The sequence below is a fragment of the Verrucomicrobiia bacterium genome, from assembly GCA_035765895.1.
Taxonomy (GTDB): Bacteria; Verrucomicrobiota; Verrucomicrobiia; order Limisphaerales; family DSYF01; genus DSYF01.
Genome location: DASTWL010000084.1, coordinates 1 through 20073 on the forward strand (window position 1 = coordinate 1; position 20073 = coordinate 20073).

Genomic DNA, 20073 nt, shown 5'->3' on the forward strand with positions numbered 1-20073 from the left:
AGCGAGCGCCCCATCCGCCCGGTTGCCACTCTGCCCGGCCGCTGGTAAATTCGCCGCATGAAACAAATGGCCTACGTCGTTTACCGCGAGGACGAGTTCTTCGTCAGCCAGTGCCTCAATGTGGACGTCTCCAGCTTCGGAGCCACACGGGAGGAAGCCGTGGCCAATCTCAAGGAGGCCGTCGAACTCTACTTCGAGGGCGAATCCGAATCCGCCTACACGCCCGTCACCGACCTCAACGTCGGCCAGGAGCTGGTGAATGCCTAGACGGCTGGGCTCCACGGACGTCATCCGCGTGCGCAACAGCACGGCTTCGCCTTCGTCTCCCAGAAAGGCAGCCATGCCAAATACCGCAACGCGTCCGGGCGCATCACCATCGTTCCGCACCCAAAGAAAGAACTGCCCATCGGCACCACCCGTTCCCTCATCCGGCAATCTGGCCTCACGCCGAAGGACTTTGGGTTTTGATCTCGCACCGCTCCTCCGTTCCGCGTTCCGAATTCCGCACTCCGCGTTCTGGGAACACGTCAGGCATGGGAGCAGTTTAACCGCGAAACACACAAACCACACAAAAACTGAAGCTCCCCTCCCGGGAGGGGTCAGGGGTGGGTTGGTCGCCCCCTCAACCCCCAACCCTCAACCCTGCCCCAACCACGGATGTACACTGATGAACACAGATTCACCGGGCTTTCTTATTCCGGCGAGTCTCGGCAGCCTTGTATGCCGCCTGATAACGAGCCGCCCTCCGATCGCTTTCCTTCTGCCGCTTGCGCCGGCCTTCGGGGCTGTTCTCCCAAATCAATTTTTGCGACAGCCGTTTGACGCGCCGCTGTAGATCGCGGCGATGAAGCATTTCCTTCAAACCGCTCCGAATCTGCTTGGCTCTCGGATCATCTGCACCGCCATAGACCATTCCGCCAGCAAGGCTCGTCCAAGCTTTTTCGCGTTTGCTCTTCGCCTTGCGCCACTCCGCAATGCGCTCATCCACGTTCTTCTCTACAATCTCCCGGATTTCCGCATCGCTCTTGTCCGCCCATTCCAGCCAGACGCCGGGAAACGTGCGGATCGCTTCCCAGACGTGAGCCGGTATCCTGACCATGACCGAGCCAGGCGAAACTTCAAACTTCGGGCTGCCCTCGACTTCCAGATAGACGCCGTCCTCGTCGAAACACTCGTTGTAGAGATGGAAGTCGCCGCCGTGGGCGATTGAGCACTTCGTTGACATGTCGCCAGTGTGGCCTACCGCAGCTTGATTTGAAAGGTGAACAGCTGGTCGAGAAATTCCGAACGAACCAGCCGCCACGGATAACCATGATTGCGAATCTTTCCGTCCGGCTTCTCTGACATGGTGAATTCGAAGACGATGTTCCGGTCGGCGACCAGATTCACGAACCGGTCAATACTGGGCCGGTCGCAATAGACGAGTTCCTCGTAAGCAAACTGGCTCCTGGTTTTCGTGGTTCGCACCCGCGCCTTCACAAAAGCGGCGCGCGAGTGCTTTTCAGCCAGCCTCTTTGCCAGTTGCGGGAACGTCCAATAGCCCAGCGCCTCGGTGCTCTTGCGGAGGTCAATCTTCTCGTTTGTCCGGAGGATTTCGAGCAGCAGTCCGATATTGTTCGGCGTGACGGTGACTTGGGAGTAGCACGCGAAAAGACCGTCGTCGCCGGGCTTGCCAAGAATGCGGATGAGTTCCTTGGCCGGCGCGTCCACCAGCCAGTTCGGCCCGGCCTGAAACAGATTCAGTTTCGAGCTGGTGGAATGTTCGCCCTCCTTCGTTCCCTTGCACTTGATCTCGATGCCTTTGAAATCCGCCTGCTGGTCGTTGTTCTCCTTGATGCCGAGCAAAGTTTCAAACGTGTAACCGATTCCAGTGTCGCCCGTGCGCAGCGAATCAATCCAGCCGCGCTCCTTGATGGCGTCAAACTTCTCCAGCAGTTCCGCCAGCGCGGCGACTTGCTATCACCTGCGCTCGTGCCTTAAATGAATGATGCGATACAAAGTCGAGATGAAATATATCTACGGGTGGGACGACGCCGGATGGACGGATGAAACCGACGAGGAGAGCAAGCTCACGCGATTTGAAACCCTGCAAGAAGCGCAGGCAGAGTTGGACGACCACTTCGCCAAGGTGAAAGCTGCTGTCGCCTCCGGCGGCATGGACATCGAAGAAAACCCTGCGGATTACAGAATCGTTGCTGTCAGCCCGTAGTATTAGCTGACAATCGAAGCTACTTCTTGCAGGCTTCCCGCATGGCGAAAGCACCGTCAGTAAAGTGGACGCGCGAGCATCGGCTCATTGCCCTGAATCTTTACTGCAAGCTTCCGTTCGGGAAACTCCACAAGGGAAACCCCATCATCAAGGAAGTGGCGGCGAAAATGGGCCGCACCGCAAGCAGTCTAGCAATCAAGCTGTGCAACTTCGCGTCGCTCGATCCCGTGCTTCAGGTGCGCGGAATTGTTGGAATGACCGGGGCGGCCAACGACGACCGGGTTCTTTGGACGGAATTTCAGGAAAACTTGGCAGGCCTTGGCGCAGAGAGCGAAGAGTTGCTCCATGACCTGTTCACGAAAGACGAAACGAAGGAAGTGGATTTCCTGTCGCGCGACAATGTTCGCCTCGTCGCACCAAGTGGGCCAACGGAAATGCAGGCGACGGTCAAAGTCCGGCGCGGCCAGCAGTTCTTTCGGCAAGCGGTGCTGACCGCATATGACGTGCGTTGCTGCATCAGCGGCATCAATGTCCCTCGTTTGCTGGTGGCAAGTCACATCAAGCCGTGGGGCAGATTTCCCGCCGACCGGCTCAATCCGCGCAACGGACTTTGTCTCTCGACACTCCATGACGCAGCTTTCGACGCCGGACTCATCACGCTGGATGACAAATTGGGCGTGGTCCTCAGCAAACGGCTAAAGAGGTTCTTCCCACAACCAGCGCTTGAACAAAACTTCGTCCCGTTCGAGGGGCAACCAATCCGACTCCCAGAGAAACTGGCGGAGCCGGGCAGCGAATTTTTACGCTACCATCGCGACGAAGTGTTTCAGGCATAACCCGCAAGCGGGCTACGTTCTGGCCGAAGGTTGTAAGAGTCTTATCCCTGACAGGCATGGCGCGTATCATGCGCCGGAGGATGCCTTTCAGTCTGTGGACTATCGGCTACAAAGTTGGTTGAGGGCGAAGGGTTGAGGGCAGCCGCGGCGGAACCGCCACACCCCGCCGATTATCCGTGTCTATCTGCGTCCATCTGTGTTCGAGTTGACAAAACCCGCATAAACATTGGGTTTCTTGCGCCGTTGGACGGCCACTGTCAGTGGCACTGCCAGCCACGCGGCGGTGTGATTCACACTCCGGCACCAGCCCGCTGAAACTTGCCCACGACGCGCTAACGCGTCGCGCGGAACTGTTGCATGATGCAGCCCCATGCCACATGAAAAACAAATACACCCTGTTCCGGCGCGGTGAGGTGTTCCACCTCCAAGACAGCGCGACCGGCAAGCAGACGAGCCTGCGCACCAAGGACGAGACCGAGGCCCGCAGTCTCTTGAACGCGCGCAACGAAGCGCAGCGCCAGCCGGTGCTCAATCTGCATCTGGCCCGCGCTTATTGGATCTATGCGCGAGACAAACGCCGGGCTGAAGCCGGCGAATGGCGGGTGCCGGAAGCCCGGCTTCACTTCCTGGATTTGCTGGGCGGCTGGCCGGGAGGGTTTCTGGCCCAGCGCCGTTTGCGTCACAAATGTTCCAAAGGCAGCTATCAGTTTATGTTTTGGCTGATCGTGCTCGCCTGGCAGTTCGCCGCGTGTGATTCGCTCCAGAGCTGGCAGTTTTTGAAGGCAACCGAAAACTGGATTGAACGCACGCGGGCGGTCGAGCAGCGAAGATGAACCTGATACAATCCCGAATCGTCGGCAGACTGCAACTTTCACCGCCGCTGCGCTCGATTCGCTGAAAGTCGCAGACTGCCGACGGGACTTCAGTGAGTCTGACCTCTGACCGTCCACTCGCCGAATCGCTCCCGGCCAGAAGTCAGATGGACGCGCCCACGCGGCCCCTCACGCAGCCGGTGACAGACTGCCCTATCTGGCCCGGACCTGGTCGGCTCCGGTTACGATGCTCAGGTGGCAGAATATTCGCCCTCCCGCCAGCCTCAACGGGGCATTAGCCTGCAACACCGCGAAATTGCGTTCACCCAATCCCGTTGAGATGTCCCACGGTCAATTCAACGTCCTCAGAGTTTTCACAAGTCCACCTTGCGCAGCCGCAGCGCGTTGACGATGACCGACACGGAACTCAAGCTCATGGCCGCGCCCGCGATGATGGGACTGAGCAGCACGCCGAAGAACGGGTAGAGCAAACCTGCCGCGACAGGAATGCCGAGCGCGTTATAGACGAATGCAAAGAAAAGATTCTGCCGGATGTTGCGCATCAGGGCGCGGCCAAGTTTTATCGCCCGCACAATGCCGCGCAGGTCGCCTTTCACCAGCGTCACCCCGGCGCTTTCCATTGCGATGTCTGTGCCCGTGCCCATCGCAATGCCAACATCGGCAGCGGCAAGCGCGGGTGCGTCGTTGATGCCGTCGCCGGCCATGCCGACGATGCGGCCCGTCGCCTTGAGCGTTTTTACTTTCTCGTGTTTGTCGTTTGGGGTGACGCCCGCTTGAAAGTCAGTGATGCCGAGTTTGCGGGCGACGGCCTCGGCGGTGCGCGGATTGTCGCCGGTGAGTATGAGGACGTTCACGCCGAGTTCGCGCAATTCGACGAGCGCCTGCGAAGTGGTGGCTTTCACCGGATCGGCCACGGTCAGAACTCCGGCGGCGCGGCCATCAACGGCGACGAAGATCGCGGTCGCACCTTCGGCCTGGCGGGGAGCGGCGAGTGTTTCGAGTGCCGCGATGTCGGTCACTCCGTTTTCGCGCAGGTAGTCGGGTTTGCCAACCAACACATGGCGTCCAGCGACAGTGCCCGCCACGCCGCCTGCGGTCGTGGACTGAAAATCCTTCGCAGGTTCAAGCGGAAGTTTTTGCCCGCTGGCGGCAACAACAACGGCGTGCGCCAGCGGATGTTCGCTGCCCTGTTCGAGCGACCCGGTGAGGCGCAGCAATTCTTGCTCGTCAACCCCGCTGACTGGCAACACCTGCGCCAGCTTCGGCTTACCTTCGGTGAGCGTGCCGGTTTTATCCACGGCGAGCGTGTCGAGTTGGGCGAGCTTTTCGATGGCCTCGGCGTTGCGAATGAGCACGCCAATCTGAGCGCCGCGACCGATGCCAACCATTACGCTCATGGGCGTGGCGAGTCCAAGCGCGCATGGACAAGCGATGATGAGAACAGCGACTGCATTGGTGATGGCAAAAGCGAGCCGTGGCTCTGGCCCAAAAGCAAACCAAGCGACAAACGTGATTGCAGCAATGGCAAGCACGGTCGGAACAAACCAACCAGCCACTTTGTCCGCCAACGCCTGTATCGGCGCGCGACTGCGTTGGGCTTGCGCGACCAGATTCACAATTTGCGCGAGCATGGTTTCGCTGCCGACACGCTCGGCTTTCATCACGATGCCGCCCGTGGTGTTCACCGTGCCGCCGGAAACTTTTGCGCCAAGGGCTTTCTCCACTGGCAACGGTTCGCCGGTGAGCATGGATTCATCCACGGACGTGCGGCCTTCGACCACTTCACCGTCCACGGGAATTTTCTCACCGGGGCGGACGCGCAAATGGTCGCCCGGATGCACGGCATCAAGCGGCACGTCTTCGTCGCCTTGCGGCGTGACTCGACGGGCGGTTTTTGGTGCGAGGCCGAGCAAGGCTTTGATTGCGCCGCTGGTGCGCTGGCGGGCGCGCAGTTCCAACACCTGTCCGAGCAGCACCAGCACGGTGATGACGGCCGCCGCTTCAAAGTAGATCGCCGGTTTGCCGCTGTGACCCGATGCGGGCGGAAATGCCGGCGGAAAGAACATGGCCACGGCACTGAAGACATACGCCGCACCCACGCCCAGCGCGATGAGAGTGAACATATTCAAACTGCGGTTCACCAGTGAGCGAGCGCCGCGCACGAAGAAAGGCCAACCCGCCCACAAGACGACCGGCGTGCTGAGAATGAATTGTCCCCAACGCGACGCTTCGCCGTTCAGCCATTCGGCATGACTCCACGCGGGCACGATATGCGCCATCGCAACGATGAACACCGGCAAGGTCAACGCTGCGCCGGACCAGAACCGGCGGCTCATGTTCCGCAACTCGGAGTTGTCCTCCTCCACATCGCTTTCGGCGGCGACGGTTTTTGGTTCGAGCGCCATGCCGCACTTCGGGCAATCACCGGGAAGATCCCGCTCGATCTCCGGGTGCATCGGACAGGTATAGATGGTTTTCGCGGTCGGCTTCCACGCGGGATTGCGCTCCAAGGCCATACCGCACTTCGGGCAATCGCCTGGCTTGTCCGACTCCACGCCCGGACACATCGGGCAAAAATATTTTGCAGCAGCGGATGGTGTCACCGTCGCGTGTTCGTGACCGTAGTGGGAATGGTCGCGGTGTGCCTGAGTGCCGCCACAACAAGAATGTTCCTTCGCACCATGCGCGTGTTCGTGGCTACCGTGGTCGGCATGTTCGCTTTTGCCGCTGCAACAACCACCGTCCGTTTTGGTGGGCGCGCTTTGCGACAGAAACTTCTTCCGGCAGTGTTCGCTGCAAAAGTAAAAGGTTTCTCCATCGCGCTCGGCACGGAGAGCCATCGTTTCATCCACCGTCATTCCGCACATTGGGTCTTTTGTCATAATGTTGCCTTTCGTCATTCCACAGAGGCAAACGCACGAGTTCCGAAACCATTACACGCTATTTTAAGATTTTTTCAATTTGCTGTCGGCTGTGATTGGCTTTGCCCGGTTGCGGGTCAGTGGCTAGAATTCGAAGGTGAAGCTGATGGAAGAATCCGTGCTGAAAAACATGCATGCGTTCGTGGGGTTTGCGCGCAAGCGCCTCGGTGATCCACACCTCGCCGAAGATGTGGTGCAGGAAAGTCTCGTCAAGGCGTTGGCTTCCGCCAAGCAGCCGACAAGTGAGGACGATACGGTTGCGTGGTTCTATCGCATTTTGCGAAAGAGTGATATGGGACGGCGCGGTGCGGACGATCTATCCGCAGTTGAGTTTTAGCCCAGTTGGCCAGCCGACAAACGGAAACCCGCAGTCGGTGGACTCTGGCAGCGACCAGATACGCCTGCCGCCCGGCGGACAGTTGATTCAATTTGAATTCACTGGACTCAGTTTTGCATCTCCGGAGCGGACCCGCTTTCGGTATCAGCTGGAGGGGTTGGACCACGGGTGGGTTGAGGCAGATTCACGCCGCGTTGCTGACTATACGCATCCGCCTCCGGGGCGCTACCTCTTCAAAGTAATCGGCTGCAACAGCGACGGGATATGGAATGAGCTTGGGGATTCAATTGAGATCATCATAGAGCCGCAGTTCTGGGAGACGCTCTGGTTCAAGACTGGTGTTGTGGCATTGATCTCGGTGACCTGTTCCGGCTTGGTGATGGTTGTCCTGCGGCGGCGTCACGGGCTTGCGATGGAACGATTGGAGCATCAGCGCGCGCTCGAAATCGAGCGAACCCGCATCGCCCGTGACTTGCATGATGATTTGGGGGTGGGTTTGACGGAGATTGGCCTGTTGGGTGACGTCGCGGGCAACGATCCCGGCTTGCGGCCAGCAAGTCAGGAGCGACTCCAGGAAATCACGGATCGGGCTCGTTCGCTGGCGGCTTCACTGGATGAAATCGTGTGGGCCATCAACCCCGCCAATGACACCTCCCAGTCCCTGGTAGACTACTTCTTCCCCTATGCACAAAAACTGCTTGGCAGCGCGGGCATCCGGTGCCGTCTGGAAGTGGTGGAGCCTCTTCCCGCGGGCAACCTGAATGCGGAGGATCGCCATGAGTTTTTCCATGCATATAAGGAAGCTTTGAACAACGTCATCCGGCATTCCGGTGCCACCCGCGTGGAAATTTGTCTGGCCTCCTCAAACGGCAACTTGATGATTCGCGTGCGTGACAATGGGCGTGGATTTGGGGGGGCGGACGACAAAGGCTTGCGCCATGGTCTGGTTGGCATGCGCGAGCGATTGACCCGGCTTGGGGGCAAGTGTGAGGTGGCCGGCAGCCCAGAAAGCGGAACCACGGTGACATTTATCATCCCTGTAGATCCTGGGACATGAAACAAATAAAAATCGCCATTGTTGAAGATGATGCCCGGTTTCGCAGAAGTCTGCGCCAAGTCATTGAATCCAAGCCGGGGTTGAGTTGCGTGGCGGAGTATGCCACCGGGGCCGAGGCCATGGAACGGATTCCAGTGGACTTGCCGGAGGTGGTTCTCATGGATCTCAATCTCCCGGACTGCTCCGGAGCCGAAGTAACCGCCAGCGTGAAGGCGAAACTCCCGAACCTCAGCGTGGTGATATTGACGGTTTACAACGATGCCGATCATGTTTTCAAGGCATTGCGGGCCGGTGCCGGAGGCTATCTGCTCAAGCAGGCCACTGCTGCTGAAGTGATTGAGGCAGTCACGGAGGCGCACCGCGGCGGAGCGCCGATGACGAGTGAGATTGCCCGCAAGGTTATCGCCGCGTTCCATGAGCCTAAACCCGCTCCTTCGCCAACGGATGCGTTGGCGCCCCGAGAGCGCGAGATTCTCGAATTGGTGGCGAAAGGATACGCCAACAAGGAGATCGCCGACAAAATGTCGATCACCCTGAGCACGGTTTGTTGGTATCTGAACGAAATCTATAAGAAGCTCCATGTGCAGAGTCGGATGCAGGCGGTTAACAAGCTCCGGGAAGTTTCGAGACACAACTCCCGGTCTTAGGTCGGTGTCCCGCTTCGCGAATAAGCCCTGCGGATTGGAGTGGCGAACTCATACTGAATTTTCGGTCCTGCCGACTCCGGACCACGCCACTGTTTCACCTGCTACAAGAATTTTGTCAGGCCCTACTGTTTTGTGGGGTGGCCGAATTTGGTGTGGCATCTATTTTTCCTCCGATTTGCCCGTCCGAACGCGTCGTTTGGTGCCCGTGTTTGAAGGGCCAGATGCCAGGATTAAAATTTTGGTTGGGTGAAGACGGGCAGTAACCGCTGGGGAGCGGTCATTGCCCCCGCTTTTCACCTCAAGCTGTTTTCTGATCAACCCTCCGATGTTGGATCTCACTCGCGCTGCCATTGCATGAAACGCCTCTACCTCGTCCTGGGACTGCCCTTCGCTCTTGCTACAGCGGCCATCACTAAAGCTGAATCGCTGCCCTATCAAGACCCGAACCGGTCTGTAGAGGCGCGGGTTCGGGACCTTTTGCCCCGGATGACGTTGGAGGAGAAAGTCGCCCAGTTGAATCTCTGGCCCAATCTCGCCGAACTCCTGAAGCATCAATCCATTGCGGACGACATCGCGCTCACCTTGCCGCAAATCACCAACGGCGTCGGCGCCATCGAATATGATACCAAGCTGGCGCCCGGGGACTACGCCCGCTTCCACGACGCGGTGCAGCATTTCCTCATGGAGAAAACGCGTCTCGGTATTCCCGCGCTTTTCGATGGCGAGGCGTGCCACGGGTTCGTCGGCACCAACGCCACGGTGTTCCCGGTGCCGCTCACGCTGGCCAGCACCTGGGATCCGGCGTTGCTGGAAAAAATTTATGGCGCGGTCGCGTTGGAGATGCGCGCCTACGGTGTGACCCACGCCGCAACGCCGGTGCTCGATCTCGCCCGCGAACCCCGCTTCGGCCGGTTTGATGAATTTTACAGCGAGGATCCCTATTTGGTCGGCGAAATGGGCGTCGCCGCCATCCGGGGACTTCAAGGTCGCTCCCCGCGAATTGACGGCGACCATCTGCTGGCCTGCGCGAAACATTTTACCGGCCATGGCCAACCGGAAGGCGGCAACAACATGGCGCCGGCGGATTTCTCCGAGCGGGTGCTCCGCGAAACACATTGCTATCCGTTCGAGCAAGCGGTCAAGCGCGCCAACGTGCGCACCGTGATGGCGGCCTACACGGAAATTGACGGCGTGCCCGGCAGCATCAACCGTTGGCTGCTCACGGATATGCTACGCGGCGAATGGGGCTTCGACGGCGCGGTCATTTCCGATTACGACGGCGTCAGCCGCATGATTGACCGCCAGTTTGTTTGTGCGAATCCCGCCGAAGCCGGCCGCCGCGCGTTAAACGCCGGACTGGACTTTGAACTTCCTTCGACCAAAACCAACGACTGTTTTCAGCATCTGCCGGAATTGATTCGTTCCGGCCAGATCGAGGAAGCCACGCTGGACCAGGCGGTCAGCCGGATGCTCCGCAATAAATTTCTGCTCGGCCTCTTCGAGCATCCTTACACGGATGGTCTGGACAAAACGCAGCGGGTGATGGGCTCGCCTGCGCATCGCACCCTGGCCCGCGAAGCGGCGGAGAAAGGCATGGTGCTGCTGAAGAACGCCAGCCACACCCTGCCCTTCCAGCGTTCGTCCATCCGGCAACTCGCCGTGATCGGGCCGAACGCCGACGCAGTCCATTACGGTTCCTATTCCGCACCCAACGCCGGCGTGGCGATTGTGGACGGCTTGCGGGCCTACGGTCAGGGCCAGTTCGAAGTGCGTTACGCGGAAGGCTTCAAGATTTACGAGAATGACAAAACCATTTCCGCCGCAGACAAAACGCCCCAGGCCGAAGAACGCCGCATCGCTGAAGCGGTGGCTGCCGCGCAGCAGAGCGATGCCGTGCTGCTCGTTCTGGGCGGCAACGAAAATACCTGCCACGAGTCCTGGCATCCCGACCACTATGGCGACCGCAATGATTTGACGCTGCTGGGACGGCAAAACGATCTGGCCCGTGCCGTTCTGGCGTTGGGCAAGCCCACCGCCGTATTGCTCATCAACGGACGCCCGCTCGCCATCAACGAGCTGGCGACCAACGCGCCGGCCATTCTCGAAGGCTGGTATCTCGGCCAGGAACAGGGCACGGCCGTGGCGCGCGTATTGTTTGGTGACGTGAATCCGTCCGGCAAACTCACCGTCACTTTTCCGCGCAGCGTCGGCGACCTGCCGGTTTACTACAATCACAAACCGCTCGTGCATGAACACCCGTATGTTTCCGGTCCGTATTCGCCGCTCTACCCCTTCGGTCACGGCTTGAGCTACACGACGTTTCACTATGACAACCTCCAAGTCTCACCCTCGTCGGCCAAGGTCGGCGATCCGGTTCACGTCTCCGTGGACGTCAAAAATACCGGCGACCGCACCGGCGATGAAGTGGTGCAACTCTACATTCGCGACCTGGTCAGCTCCGTCAGCCGGCCGGTGCAAGAACTCAAAGATTTCCGACGCATCACGCTCGCCGCTGGCGAAACCCAGACCGTTTCGTTCACGGTCACTCCGGAAAAGCTCCAGTTCTACAACATCGAAATGAAACGCGTCGTTGAACCCGGCGAATTTCAAGTCATGGTGGGCACCAGTTCCGCCGACTATCTGTCCGCAAAATTTAACCTCTCGGAGTAATGCCTATAAAAATTATGAAAACACCGCATCCTCAAACCGTTCTTAAAAATGCCGGACGCCTGGTTGCTGCCGTGACCCTCCTGTCACTGCAAAGCGCGGTGGCCGCGATTGGTGACTTCGAAGCGAACACCGACGTCGGCAATCCCGCCAAGACCGGTTCCGCCGCTTACGATGCCACGAACGATACCTACACCGTCTTCGGTGGCGGCAAGAACATCTGGTTCGACAAGGACGAATTCCATTATGTTTGGCGTAAGATCAAAGGTGATTTCATTCTCCAAACCCGCGCCCATCTCGTGGGCCAGGGCGTGGAGCCGCACCGCAAACTTGGCTTGATGGTGCGCTCCAGCCTCGACACCAGTTCGCCCGAGGTCAATGCCGTGGTGCATGGCGACGGCCTGACCTCGCTACAGTTCCGCCGCGACACCGGCGCGAAGACGGAGGAGATGAAATCCACGCTGACGGCGGCGGATGTGATCCAGCTTGAACGGCGCGGCGACAAATACACCATGTCGGTCGCGCGCTTCGGCGAACCGTTCATCACTTCCGAAGTGACCAATCTGGACCTCGGCGACGAGGTCTACGTCGGGCTGTTCGTTTGCGCGCATAACACCACCGTGATCGAGCAGGCGGTTTTTCAAGACGTGCGGCTGACGATTCCCGCGCCAAAAAATTTCGTTCCCTATCGTGATTACCTCGGCAGCCGGCTGGAAACCATGGACGTGGATACCGGCAAGCGCACCATTCTCTACTCCACGGATGCGGGCATTGAAGCCCCAAACTGGACGCCCGACGGCGCGACGTTGATCTACAATTCCCGTGGCCGGCTGTTCAATTTTCCGCTGGCCACCCAGCAGCCGGTGCCGCTCGACACTGGATTCGCCACCCACTGCAACAACGACCATGTGCTTTCCTTCGACGGAAAAACTTTGGGCATCAGCCATTCGCCGAAAGAGACTGGGGCCAAATCCGTCGTTTACACGCTGCCGGTGACGGGCGGGAAACCGAAACAAATCACGGAGAAGTCGCCGTCGTATCTGCACGGCTTTTCGCCGGACGGAAAGTTCCTCATTTACACCGGCCAGCGCGACGGCGATTTCGACATCTACCGGATTCCCGTCACCGGTGGCGAAGAGACGCGCCTGACCACGGCCAAAGGTTTGGACGACGGCTCGGAATACAGCCCCGACGGAAAATGCATCTATTTTAATTCGGCGCGCACCGGCACGATGCAACTTTGGCGCATGTTGGCCGACGGCTCGCAGCAGGAGCCATTGACGCACGGTGAATTCAATGACTGGTTCCCGCACGTTTCGCCGGACGGCAAGCGTATCGTGTTCATTTCGTTCTCAAAGGAAGTTCCGGCGGAGCAGCACCCGTATTACCAGCACGTTTATCTGCGCGAGATGCCCGCGAGCGGCGGCGAACCCAAGGTGATCGCTTACCTCTACGGCGGACAAGGCACCATCAACGTGCCCTCCTGGAGTCCCGACAGCAAACGCGTGGCTTTCGTTAGTCACACGGGCAAAGCCGGCGGATCAATTCCAACTTCCACCCCATGAAATCTCCAAACCCGTCAGCGCTCAGAAACCGATTTACCGTCAAGAGCACCCTGTTGCTGGGTTTGCTTTGTGTCGCTGCGGGCACACGCGCATGGGCAGCCCAACCGGCGACGAACACCGTCAGTCTGGACGCGCGCATTGACGGTCTGTTGTCACAAATGTCCACGCAGGAGAAAATTGAGCAGCTGTATTACAACACTGACGGCAACGCGCGGCTAGGCATTCCGCAATTCACCGGCAGCGATGGCCCGCACGGCATCGGCAACAAGGCCAAAGGTTGGTCGAGCTTTCCCGTCACGCTCGCCATGGCGGCCACGTGGGATCCGGATTTAATTCAGCGCGTGGGCCAAGCCATTGCCTTGGAGCAAGCCTCGCGCGGGCGTCATCGTATTGCGGGTCCAACGCTCGATCTGTTGAGCGATCCGCGCAATGGCCGCGCCCCGGAAACCATCGGCGAAGATCCCTTCCTGGGCGGCCGGATCACGGAAGGTTTTCTCCACGGCATGAATGAAACCGCCGTGTTCGCGACGATCAAGCATTACAACCTCAACACCTACGAAGCCAATCGGGAGACGAATAATTACGCGATTGATCAGCGCAGCCTGGTGGAATTCTGGGGCGAGCACTGGCGGCGCGCGGTGCAGGATGGCGGCGCGCAATCCGTCATGTGCGCCTACAACCTCGTCAACGGCGATAAATGCGCCGAGAATTACAACCTCATCAAAACCATCCTCCGCGACCTGTGGGGTTTTCGCGGCTACACGATGAGCGACTGGGGCGGCTTCTGGAGCACCGAGAAGGCGATGGCGGCGGAACTGGATTTCTGCGAAGGCGCGGACCTTTACATCAAACAACTGCCCGGACTCGTCGCGAGCGGGAAAATTTCTTCCGCGCAATTGGATCAAGCCGCCGGCAATGTGCTGCGCACCAAACTTCTCGCCGGCATGTTGGACGGCCAGCCGAAAGTGTCAGCGGAGCTGCGCGATTGCCCCGAGCACCGTGAGCTGGTTTACGAAAGTGGCCTCAAGAGTATTGTGCTTTTGAAAAATCAGGGCGCGATTCTGCCGCTGAACCCGAAGCTCAAATCCGTTGCCATCATTGGCCCAAACGCCGACCAGATGGCGATGGACGGACATAGCAGTTCCGCCGTGATTCCTTCCTACACCATCACGCCGAAGCAGGGGTTGGAAAAATTGCTCGGAGCCAGCCGCGTGCGTTATGCCAAAGGTTGCGATATCAACAGCACCAATCGCGCCCTGTTCGCCGAGGCCAAACGCGTCGCCAAAGAATCCGACGTCGTGATCTTCGCGGGCGGTCTGGACAACACGGTCGAAGGCGAAGGCTATTTCATCAAAGGCGATCGCATCGGCGGCAGCGTGGATTTGCCGGGCGTGCAAAACGAACTCATCAACGAACTCGCCGCCGCCAATCCGAACCTGGTGCTCGTCGTCATCAGCGGCGGACCTTGTGCCGTGAGCAAAGTCATCAAGAACGTCAAAGGCCTGCTCTACGCGATTTATCCTGGCCAGGAAGGCGGACGCGCGCTGGCCGACATTCTGTGCGGGCGCGCAAACCCGTCCGGCAAGTTGCCCGTCACCATCCCGAAAAACGACGGACAGTTACGTCCCATCACCACCAATTTTGTCGGCGTCGTCAGCAGCGGCCTCGGTTATCGCTGGTTTGACGCGCAAAAGCTGCGGCCGGAATTCGCTTTCGGATTCGGCCTGAGCTACACGACGTTCAAATATAAAAACCTGCGGGTCACGCCGGACCACGCGCCGACTGGTCAGGAAATCACCGTGCAGGTGGACGTCACGAATACCGGCAAGCGTGCGGGCGAAGAAGTTGCCCAGCTCTATCTTTCCACTGGCAACATTTCTCCCGCCGTGGTCATGCCGGTGAAACAACTCAAAGGATTTAAGAAAGTGAGCCTTCAGCCCGGCGAAACCCGGCGTGTCACGTTCGCGCTGACAGCGAATGAACTCTACATTTTCAATGCCGCCGAGGGTCGCTACCGCGTGCCGGCCGGCCCATACACCGTCCACGTTGGCGGCTCCTCCGATCAGCTGCCGCTGGCCGCGCCGTTCACTTTGACCCCGGCGAGCGAATTACCCGATTTGCTGGTGACGAACATCCGGACCTTGCCTGCGTTCCCTAAAATTGGCGACCGCGTTCAATTCGTCGCTTCGGTCCTGAACCGCGGCACCGGACCAACAAAGACGGACGACACCCTGAGCGTTTCATTCCGGATTGACGGCAAGCTGGTCGCCTGGTCAGCCGACTCGCGGCAGTCCATTCCCGCTGGCGGCATGGCTTTGATCTGCAGCTCGCAAGGTGCTGAGGGATACCCTGACTGGACCGTCAACCAGGAAAATTTTTCAGTGCAAGCCGAGGTGGACCATCGCCACGTGATCGCGGAGACGAACGAGGCGAACAATTTGGGCACGGCAAATTTTTCCGCGCGCCCTCGTTAAAACTGCAACCGGTGATAGGCACCGGCGTTCAGTATCAGCACAGTTCAGCCCGAACTTTTCTCGGGGACTTTATCATTGGGAGCAGCAGAAACAGACTTGTCGCAATGGGCCTCCCCCAACGCCCCATCGGGCCGCCCAATGAAGTCCAACCACCGCGGCTTCCTCGGTCGGGTTGCCCAGCGCCTGCTGGGTGCCACACGGATGATCGGGAGAAGTCCACCACCCGATGCCGCGCAGTTCAGCTCCGATCAGCCAACCCGCCTTGCCGCTTGAATGTTGTTCCTCAGGGCGTATGATTGTCCCGCCTATGAAAATCCTATTCATGGTGGTTGTCCTGGGTTTGGTTGTGGTGGCGACGGGCTGCCAAAAACAGGAACAACCCACAACTCCGCCTTCGACCAACGCCCCTGCGGCGCCATAATCCGGCGGCTTTTGCCGCCAGTTGCATTCAAGCCGAACGCAGACTGCGTTCGGCTGTTTTGTGTCTGACCCAAGGGCTGCCGCCCTTGGGAATCCTGCCCTGGCCTCATCGGGGGCAACGCGCGCTTCGCGTCGTGGCCTGACGCTGGCCGGCGCCAGAGGATTGTCACCCTCTGGACTCCCCCCTTATTCTGCCTGTTACAGACAGCCCATTCTTTTGGATTAGCCAACCAGCGAGACTGCCGAAGCCGTCCTTCGGGCACGCCCGTGCGATTTGTGAAATCATTGGTATCTATTCCCGGCATGGGTGCTAGACTCAGGTTGCCATGAAAGCCTCATGTTCCCCACCCCCTTCCCCCGCAGCCGCCCCCATCACCTTGCCCACAACCAAGACTGACTTGCTTCCCGCGCTGCCGGCTCTCCCTCCGTTTGGACCTCGCTTCAAGCTGCTCCGATGGCCCGGTGCCCCGCTGGCCGACCGCGGGCATATTCACGGCGGCATCAACGAATAAAGTTCCTCGCCGCCCCGGCGCCGCGAGCCTGATGACATTCGCGGCACTGCGTTCCGCGAATCCTCCGGCGACGATGCTCGTTGCTCGCCCGTGGGGCTCGCACTGCGCGTCTGGGCCTGCGTTGCCAACCGACTCGCTCGCGCTCCCCCAGGTTGGCCGGCCCTCGGCGCGGAAAGCTGCGGCCCGGCACCGCTCGCATCCCCCCACCCTGATGCGGCGGCGACTCGCGCCTTCGCATGCCTTGCCGAAGGCCGGCAATCTCTGGCGGCGGCCCCTGGCCGCCGTTCAGCCCGGGCCGTCCCGTGGCTGGAAACTTTGTCCGCCGCGCCCGCCCGGCATTTGGGACCGTCGGCCGGCGACGTTACTCGCTCCACGTTTTCGCTGCGTGGACTGGGCCGTCCGACTTGCTCTCCCGCCGGGGACATAACGGATGTTGTGCGACGTTCGGCCGCTCGCCGGTGTGGCTCGCCCCTCACTTACTTTATTCCGGTCGGCTGAGGCTCTCCGCTGCCCGGCCCCTCTCAGCCTGGAATAAAGCTACGCACAACATCGCATTATGTCCCCGGCGGCGCTGCGCGGCATCCCGCTTGCCACGCGGGCGCGGCGGACGTTTGGCGAAGTGAGCGGGACGGCCTGAGCCCGGCCGGAATCTTTTGGCGGGATGCTGGTTAATCCAGTTGGGACTTATGGAAGCTTCGGTCGGGCGTTGTCCGCGGCGCCGCGCGACCAACCGTATCACGCTCGACGCGCACGTCCGCCTGCACGGGCAGCTTCGCGTCACGCGTGGCCGGTTGAACGGCCGTCACCCTTGTCGTCCTGACGGCGCTGTGTCGGGGCTGGCGAGGGCGTCGTTTGCGTTCAGTTTTTTCGTTGTGGCTCCCGCCCTTGCATGGCGCGGCTTGCCGGCCGGGGGGCGGCGCGGTGCCCTCCGGCCATTACCTTCCCGCGATGGGGTCTCATGACTAAAAGTATGCTACCTAATAACGACATTGACAAAAAAGGGGGGGTATTGCATTAGGGCGGCCATGCAATTGAGAATTCTGATGTTGCTGCTGGCGGTGCTCACGCCGGGGCTGGCGCGGGCGCAGTTGACTTATGCCTACGATTCCTATGTGGTTGGCAGAACGACCAATTACAATGCCACCGTCACCAACTACACGGGCGGCGGCGCGGTGACGATTCCTTCTGGCTTTTTCCATGGACTTTACTTTTACCACGTCACCGCTATCGGCGATAGCGCGTTCGAGGGCACCGCTATCACGAGCGTCACCATTCCCGATACCGTGACCAGCATTGGCAACCATGCGTTCTATTATTGCCCCGGCCTGACAAGCGTGACGATTGGCAATGGGGTGACAAGCATCGGCGTCTATGCGTTTACTGAGTGCTCCAGTCTAACGGACATTACGGTGAGTGCGGGCAATCCGGCTTATAGCAGCCTCAATGGAGTGCTGTTCAACAAGACGCAAACCGCCTTGCTGCAATTTCCAACGGCTTTTGGCGGCAGTTACACCATTCCTGACGGTGTGACGAACATCTTTGATTATGCGTTCGAGTGGTCTTCCAGCCTGACGAACGTGACGATTCCCGCCAGTGTGACGAGCATCGGCGAGTTTGCGTTCGCGGATTGCCACACCCTGACAAGCATCACGTTTTTTGGTGATGCGCCCGCAACGGGATTTGCTGCATTCGCGAGAGTTGGCAACATGGTGATTTATTACGCGCCAGGCACGAGTGGCTGGAATCCCTATGAAAGCTGGCCCACCACCGTGCAGCTCTCGTTCTTCAACGGCTTCGGTTTCACCTTCAACAACGGCGCGATCACCATCACAAACTACACCGGCTCCGGCGGAAACGTGACCATTCCCGCCGTCATCTACGGTTATCCGGTCACGGACATCGCCGCGAGCGCCTTCGCCAACAACAACGCGCTGACGGGCATCGTCATTCCCAATAGCGTGACGAACATCGGGGTGCAGGCGTTTCAAAACGACATTTATCTGACAAGCGTGACGCTCTCGACCAACCTGACGAGCATCGACATTCAGGCGTTCGCCAGCGATGTGAGCCTGACGAGCCTCACGATTCCCGCCAGTGTCAGGAGTCTTGGTGTGCAGGCATTCTACAACGATGTCAGCCTGACGAACGTGACGTTTCTGGGCGACGCGCCGAGTTTGGGGAACGGAACTTTCGGTGGTGACTACGCGACGGTCTATTACTACTACGGGACGCACGGCTGGACGAATCCCTTCGGCGGCTTGATGGCGGTGATGCTGGGCGCGCCGAATCCGCCGCAGATCAGCGGGAATGCGGGTGTGATTTCCGGCAACTTCGGCTTCACCCTCACTGGCGTCGCCAGCCAGACCATCATCGTCGAAGCGAGCACCAACCTCACAAGCTGGTCGCCCGTCTGGACGAACACGTTGACCGGCATGACCACGAACTTCACCGATCCGCAATGGAAAAATTTTCCCGCCCGCTTCTACCGCGCCCGCTAATCCCATTTTTTAGCCAAAGATGCACACAGACGAAACACGTCTGTGGCATTAATTTCAGTTGGGTTAAATCAGTGAATTATGGGCAAAATTAAAGGTTAGTCGGTTAAATTTCGGCAATCCGTGTCTGCCATGACGGACCGTGCCAGTTGCCTTCAGGCGGGCAAGCCACCGCCGGGAAATAAGTCCGCTACTTGGCGCGCGGGTCAGTGGGATGAATGCCCAGGGGGTCGAACGAACCGCAGGGATGCGGCTAGACACCGTGCCGCCGGTTCCAATGGGAGCCCAAGGCGCACAGCAACGCGGCCAAATCGGCTAGACATAACGTTTTTTGTCCGTTGCATGAGGGGAGGCTGATTTATATGCATTCTCGTTCTATTTAGGCTGGTGACAGATGATGCAGTCGTCATGACTGCATTACTTCAAAAACTCACGGATGAACTCGACGTGCGCGGGTTCTCGCCACACACCAAATACAACTAGGTTGGCGCGGCTTTCCGGCCGGGGGGCAGCGCGGTGCCCTCCGGAGATTCCTCCCACGGCCCGCCCGGCCGCGCCGCGCGGTTTCATGAAAGGGCAGTAAGCCCACAACAAAACAAAAACATCATGAACGCAAACATCCTCAACACCATCGCCGCTCCCTCCGTGACCATCGCCGTCCGCCAGCCCGCCAAAGGCGCCGTGCGTTTCGTCGTCACCATTGCCACGCGCCGCTCCGCGCTCCCGGTTCCCCGTCGGCTCCTTCCCGCCAAGCTGGCGGCCCGGTTCGCCGCGCGCCCGACGGCAGACTCGCCGGCTTGCCGACCGCTGCGCTCCACTCCCGCAATCCGCGGCGCAGGCTTTGCGGTTCGCTTCCGTTGCGTTCCGGGTGCGGCAACCAGCGAGACTGCCGAAGCCGTCATTCGGGCGCGTCCCAAACCAGACACTCCCCCGGCGCGGCGAGACGGATAGCATTCGCGGCTGGGCCTCACCCGGTTTGATGGACACCTTGGAGGGGCGGTGCGCATAGGTGTTTTAGTTTAGTTGCAGTTCAAAGTCCACCGGGCTCTGGTAACCGAGGGCGCTGTGGCGCCGTTCCCGGTTGTAATACCGTTCCGCGA

The 20073-nt window shown here is 59.6% G+C and carries 14 protein-coding genes and 1 pseudogene; 12 read left to right on the forward strand and 3 right to left on the reverse strand.

The window, feature by feature from the left end:
- Positions 1 to 57 precede the first annotated feature (57 nt).
- Together VFV96_16460 and VFV96_16465 are read left to right on the forward strand one after the other, a co-directional pair.
- Positions 58 to 267 carry a type II toxin-antitoxin system HicB family antitoxin gene (locus VFV96_16460; protein ID HEU5071998.1) on the forward strand — a complete coding sequence of 70 codons (210 nt, stop codon included), beginning with the start codon at positions 58 to 60 and terminating at the stop codon, positions 265 to 267.
- Between the two features lie 93 nt (positions 268 to 360).
- Positions 361 to 468: pseudogene (locus VFV96_16465) on the forward strand (type II toxin-antitoxin system HicA family toxin).
- A 211-nt stretch (positions 469 to 679) separates the two neighbouring features.
- Here VFV96_16465 and VFV96_16470 read toward each other — a convergent pair.
- Both VFV96_16470 and VFV96_16475 read right to left on the reverse strand, forming a co-directional pair.
- A complete protein-coding gene (locus tag VFV96_16470; protein ID HEU5071999.1) occupies positions 680 to 1225 on the reverse strand; it encodes a hypothetical protein in 546 nt (181 codons plus the stop codon).
- 14 nt (positions 1226 to 1239) lie between these two features.
- On the reverse strand, positions 1240 to 1944 hold the full coding sequence (locus VFV96_16475) for an MvaI/BcnI family restriction endonuclease (protein HEU5072000.1): 705 nt from the start codon (positions 1942 to 1944) through the stop codon (positions 1240 to 1242).
- 61 nt (positions 1945 to 2005) lie between these two features.
- Here VFV96_16475 and VFV96_16480 point away from each other — a divergent pair, with 61 nt between their 5' ends.
- From VFV96_16480 to VFV96_16490, 3 genes are all read left to right on the forward strand, one after another.
- Positions 2006 to 2209 carry a hypothetical protein gene (locus VFV96_16480; GenBank protein HEU5072001.1) on the forward strand — a complete coding sequence of 68 codons (204 nt, stop codon included), beginning with the start codon at positions 2006 to 2008 and terminating at the stop codon, positions 2207 to 2209.
- Positions 2210 to 2250: 41 nt separating this feature from the next.
- Positions 2251 to 3045, forward strand: a complete 795-nt coding sequence (locus tag VFV96_16485) for an HNH endonuclease (GenBank protein ID HEU5072002.1) — start codon at positions 2251 to 2253, stop codon at positions 3043 to 3045.
- A gap of 377 nt (positions 3046 to 3422) precedes the next feature.
- Entirely contained in the window at positions 3423 to 3878 is a 456-nt protein-coding gene (locus tag VFV96_16490) for a DUF1294 domain-containing protein (GenBank protein ID HEU5072003.1), read from the forward strand.
- A gap of 353 nt (positions 3879 to 4231) precedes the next feature.
- Here the strand turns inward: VFV96_16490 and VFV96_16495 are convergent, their stop codons facing one another.
- A complete protein-coding gene (locus VFV96_16495) occupies positions 4232 to 6760 on the reverse strand; it encodes a heavy metal translocating P-type ATPase (protein ID HEU5072004.1) in 2529 nt (842 codons plus the stop codon).
- Positions 6761 to 6905: 145 nt separating this feature from the next.
- Here VFV96_16495 and VFV96_16500 point away from each other — a divergent pair, with 145 nt between their 5' ends.
- The 7 genes from VFV96_16500 to VFV96_16530 all read left to right on the forward strand — a co-directional run bounded on the left by VFV96_16500 (position 6906) and on the right by VFV96_16530 (position 18976).
- Positions 6906 to 7136, forward strand: a complete 231-nt coding sequence (locus VFV96_16500) for a sigma factor (protein HEU5072005.1) — start codon at positions 6906 to 6908, stop codon at positions 7134 to 7136.
- Positions 7087 to 8193, forward strand: coding sequence for a triple tyrosine motif-containing protein (locus VFV96_16505; GenBank protein HEU5072006.1), 1107 nt, complete (start codon positions 7087 to 7089; stop codon positions 8191 to 8193). Before VFV96_16500 ends, VFV96_16505 begins: the two co-directional genes overlap by 50 nt.
- On the forward strand, positions 8190 to 8840 hold the full coding sequence (locus tag VFV96_16510) for a response regulator transcription factor (protein ID HEU5072007.1): 651 nt from the start codon (positions 8190 to 8192) through the stop codon (positions 8838 to 8840). The genes VFV96_16505 and VFV96_16510 overlap by 4 nt, the downstream gene beginning before the upstream one ends.
- 354 nt (positions 8841 to 9194) lie before the next feature.
- On the forward strand, positions 9195 to 11510 hold the full coding sequence (locus VFV96_16515) for a glycoside hydrolase family 3 N-terminal domain-containing protein (protein HEU5072008.1): 2316 nt from the start codon (positions 9195 to 9197) through the stop codon (positions 11508 to 11510).
- Between the two features lie 14 nt (positions 11511 to 11524).
- Positions 11525 to 13072: a biopolymer transporter TolR gene (locus tag VFV96_16520; protein ID HEU5072009.1), complete on the forward strand. Its 1548-nt coding sequence runs from the start codon at positions 11525 to 11527 to the stop codon at positions 13070 to 13072.
- Positions 13069 to 15546, forward strand: coding sequence for a glycoside hydrolase family 3 C-terminal domain-containing protein (locus VFV96_16525; protein HEU5072010.1), 2478 nt, complete (start codon positions 13069 to 13071; stop codon positions 15544 to 15546). Before VFV96_16520 ends, VFV96_16525 begins: the two co-directional genes overlap by 4 nt.
- Positions 15547 to 17503: 1957 nt before the next feature.
- A complete protein-coding gene (locus VFV96_16530; protein HEU5072011.1) occupies positions 17504 to 18976 on the forward strand; it encodes a leucine-rich repeat domain-containing protein in 1473 nt (490 codons plus the stop codon).
- Positions 18977 to 20073: the final 1097 nt, after the last annotated feature.

Bases quoted from the DNA above. Each gene is read 5' to 3' on its own strand.
- VFV96_16490 (HEU5072003.1), top strand. From the start codon at position 3,423: ATGAAAAACAAATACACCCTGTTCCGGCGCGGTGAGGTGTTCCACCTC.
- VFV96_16500 (HEU5072005.1), top strand. From the start codon at position 6,906: ATGGAAGAATCCGTGCTGAAAAACATGCATGCGTTCGTGGGGTTTGCG.
- VFV96_16525 (HEU5072010.1), top strand. From the start codon at position 13,069: ATGAAATCTCCAAACCCGTCAGCGCTCAGAAACCGATTTACCGTCAAG.
- VFV96_16510 (HEU5072007.1), top strand. From the start codon at position 8,190: ATGAAACAAATAAAAATCGCCATTGTTGAAGATGATGCCCGGTTTCGC.
- VFV96_16470 (HEU5071999.1), bottom strand. From the start codon at position 1,225: ATGTCAACGAAGTGCTCAATCGCCCACGGCGGCGACTTCCATCTCTAC.
- VFV96_16515 (HEU5072008.1), top strand. From the start codon at position 9,195: ATGAAACGCCTCTACCTCGTCCTGGGACTGCCCTTCGCTCTTGCTACA.
- VFV96_16485 (HEU5072002.1), top strand. From the start codon at position 2,251: ATGGCGAAAGCACCGTCAGTAAAGTGGACGCGCGAGCATCGGCTCATT.
- VFV96_16460 (HEU5071998.1), top strand. From the start codon at position 58: ATGAAACAAATGGCCTACGTCGTTTACCGCGAGGACGAGTTCTTCGTC.
- VFV96_16520 (HEU5072009.1), top strand. From the start codon at position 11,525: ATGAAAACACCGCATCCTCAAACCGTTCTTAAAAATGCCGGACGCCTG.
- VFV96_16480 (HEU5072001.1), top strand. From the start codon at position 2,006: ATGAAATATATCTACGGGTGGGACGACGCCGGATGGACGGATGAAACC.
- VFV96_16495 (HEU5072004.1), bottom strand. From the start codon at position 6,760: ATGACAAAAGACCCAATGTGCGGAATGACGGTGGATGAAACGATGGCT.
- VFV96_16530 (HEU5072011.1), top strand. From the start codon at position 17,504: ATGCAATTGAGAATTCTGATGTTGCTGCTGGCGGTGCTCACGCCGGGG.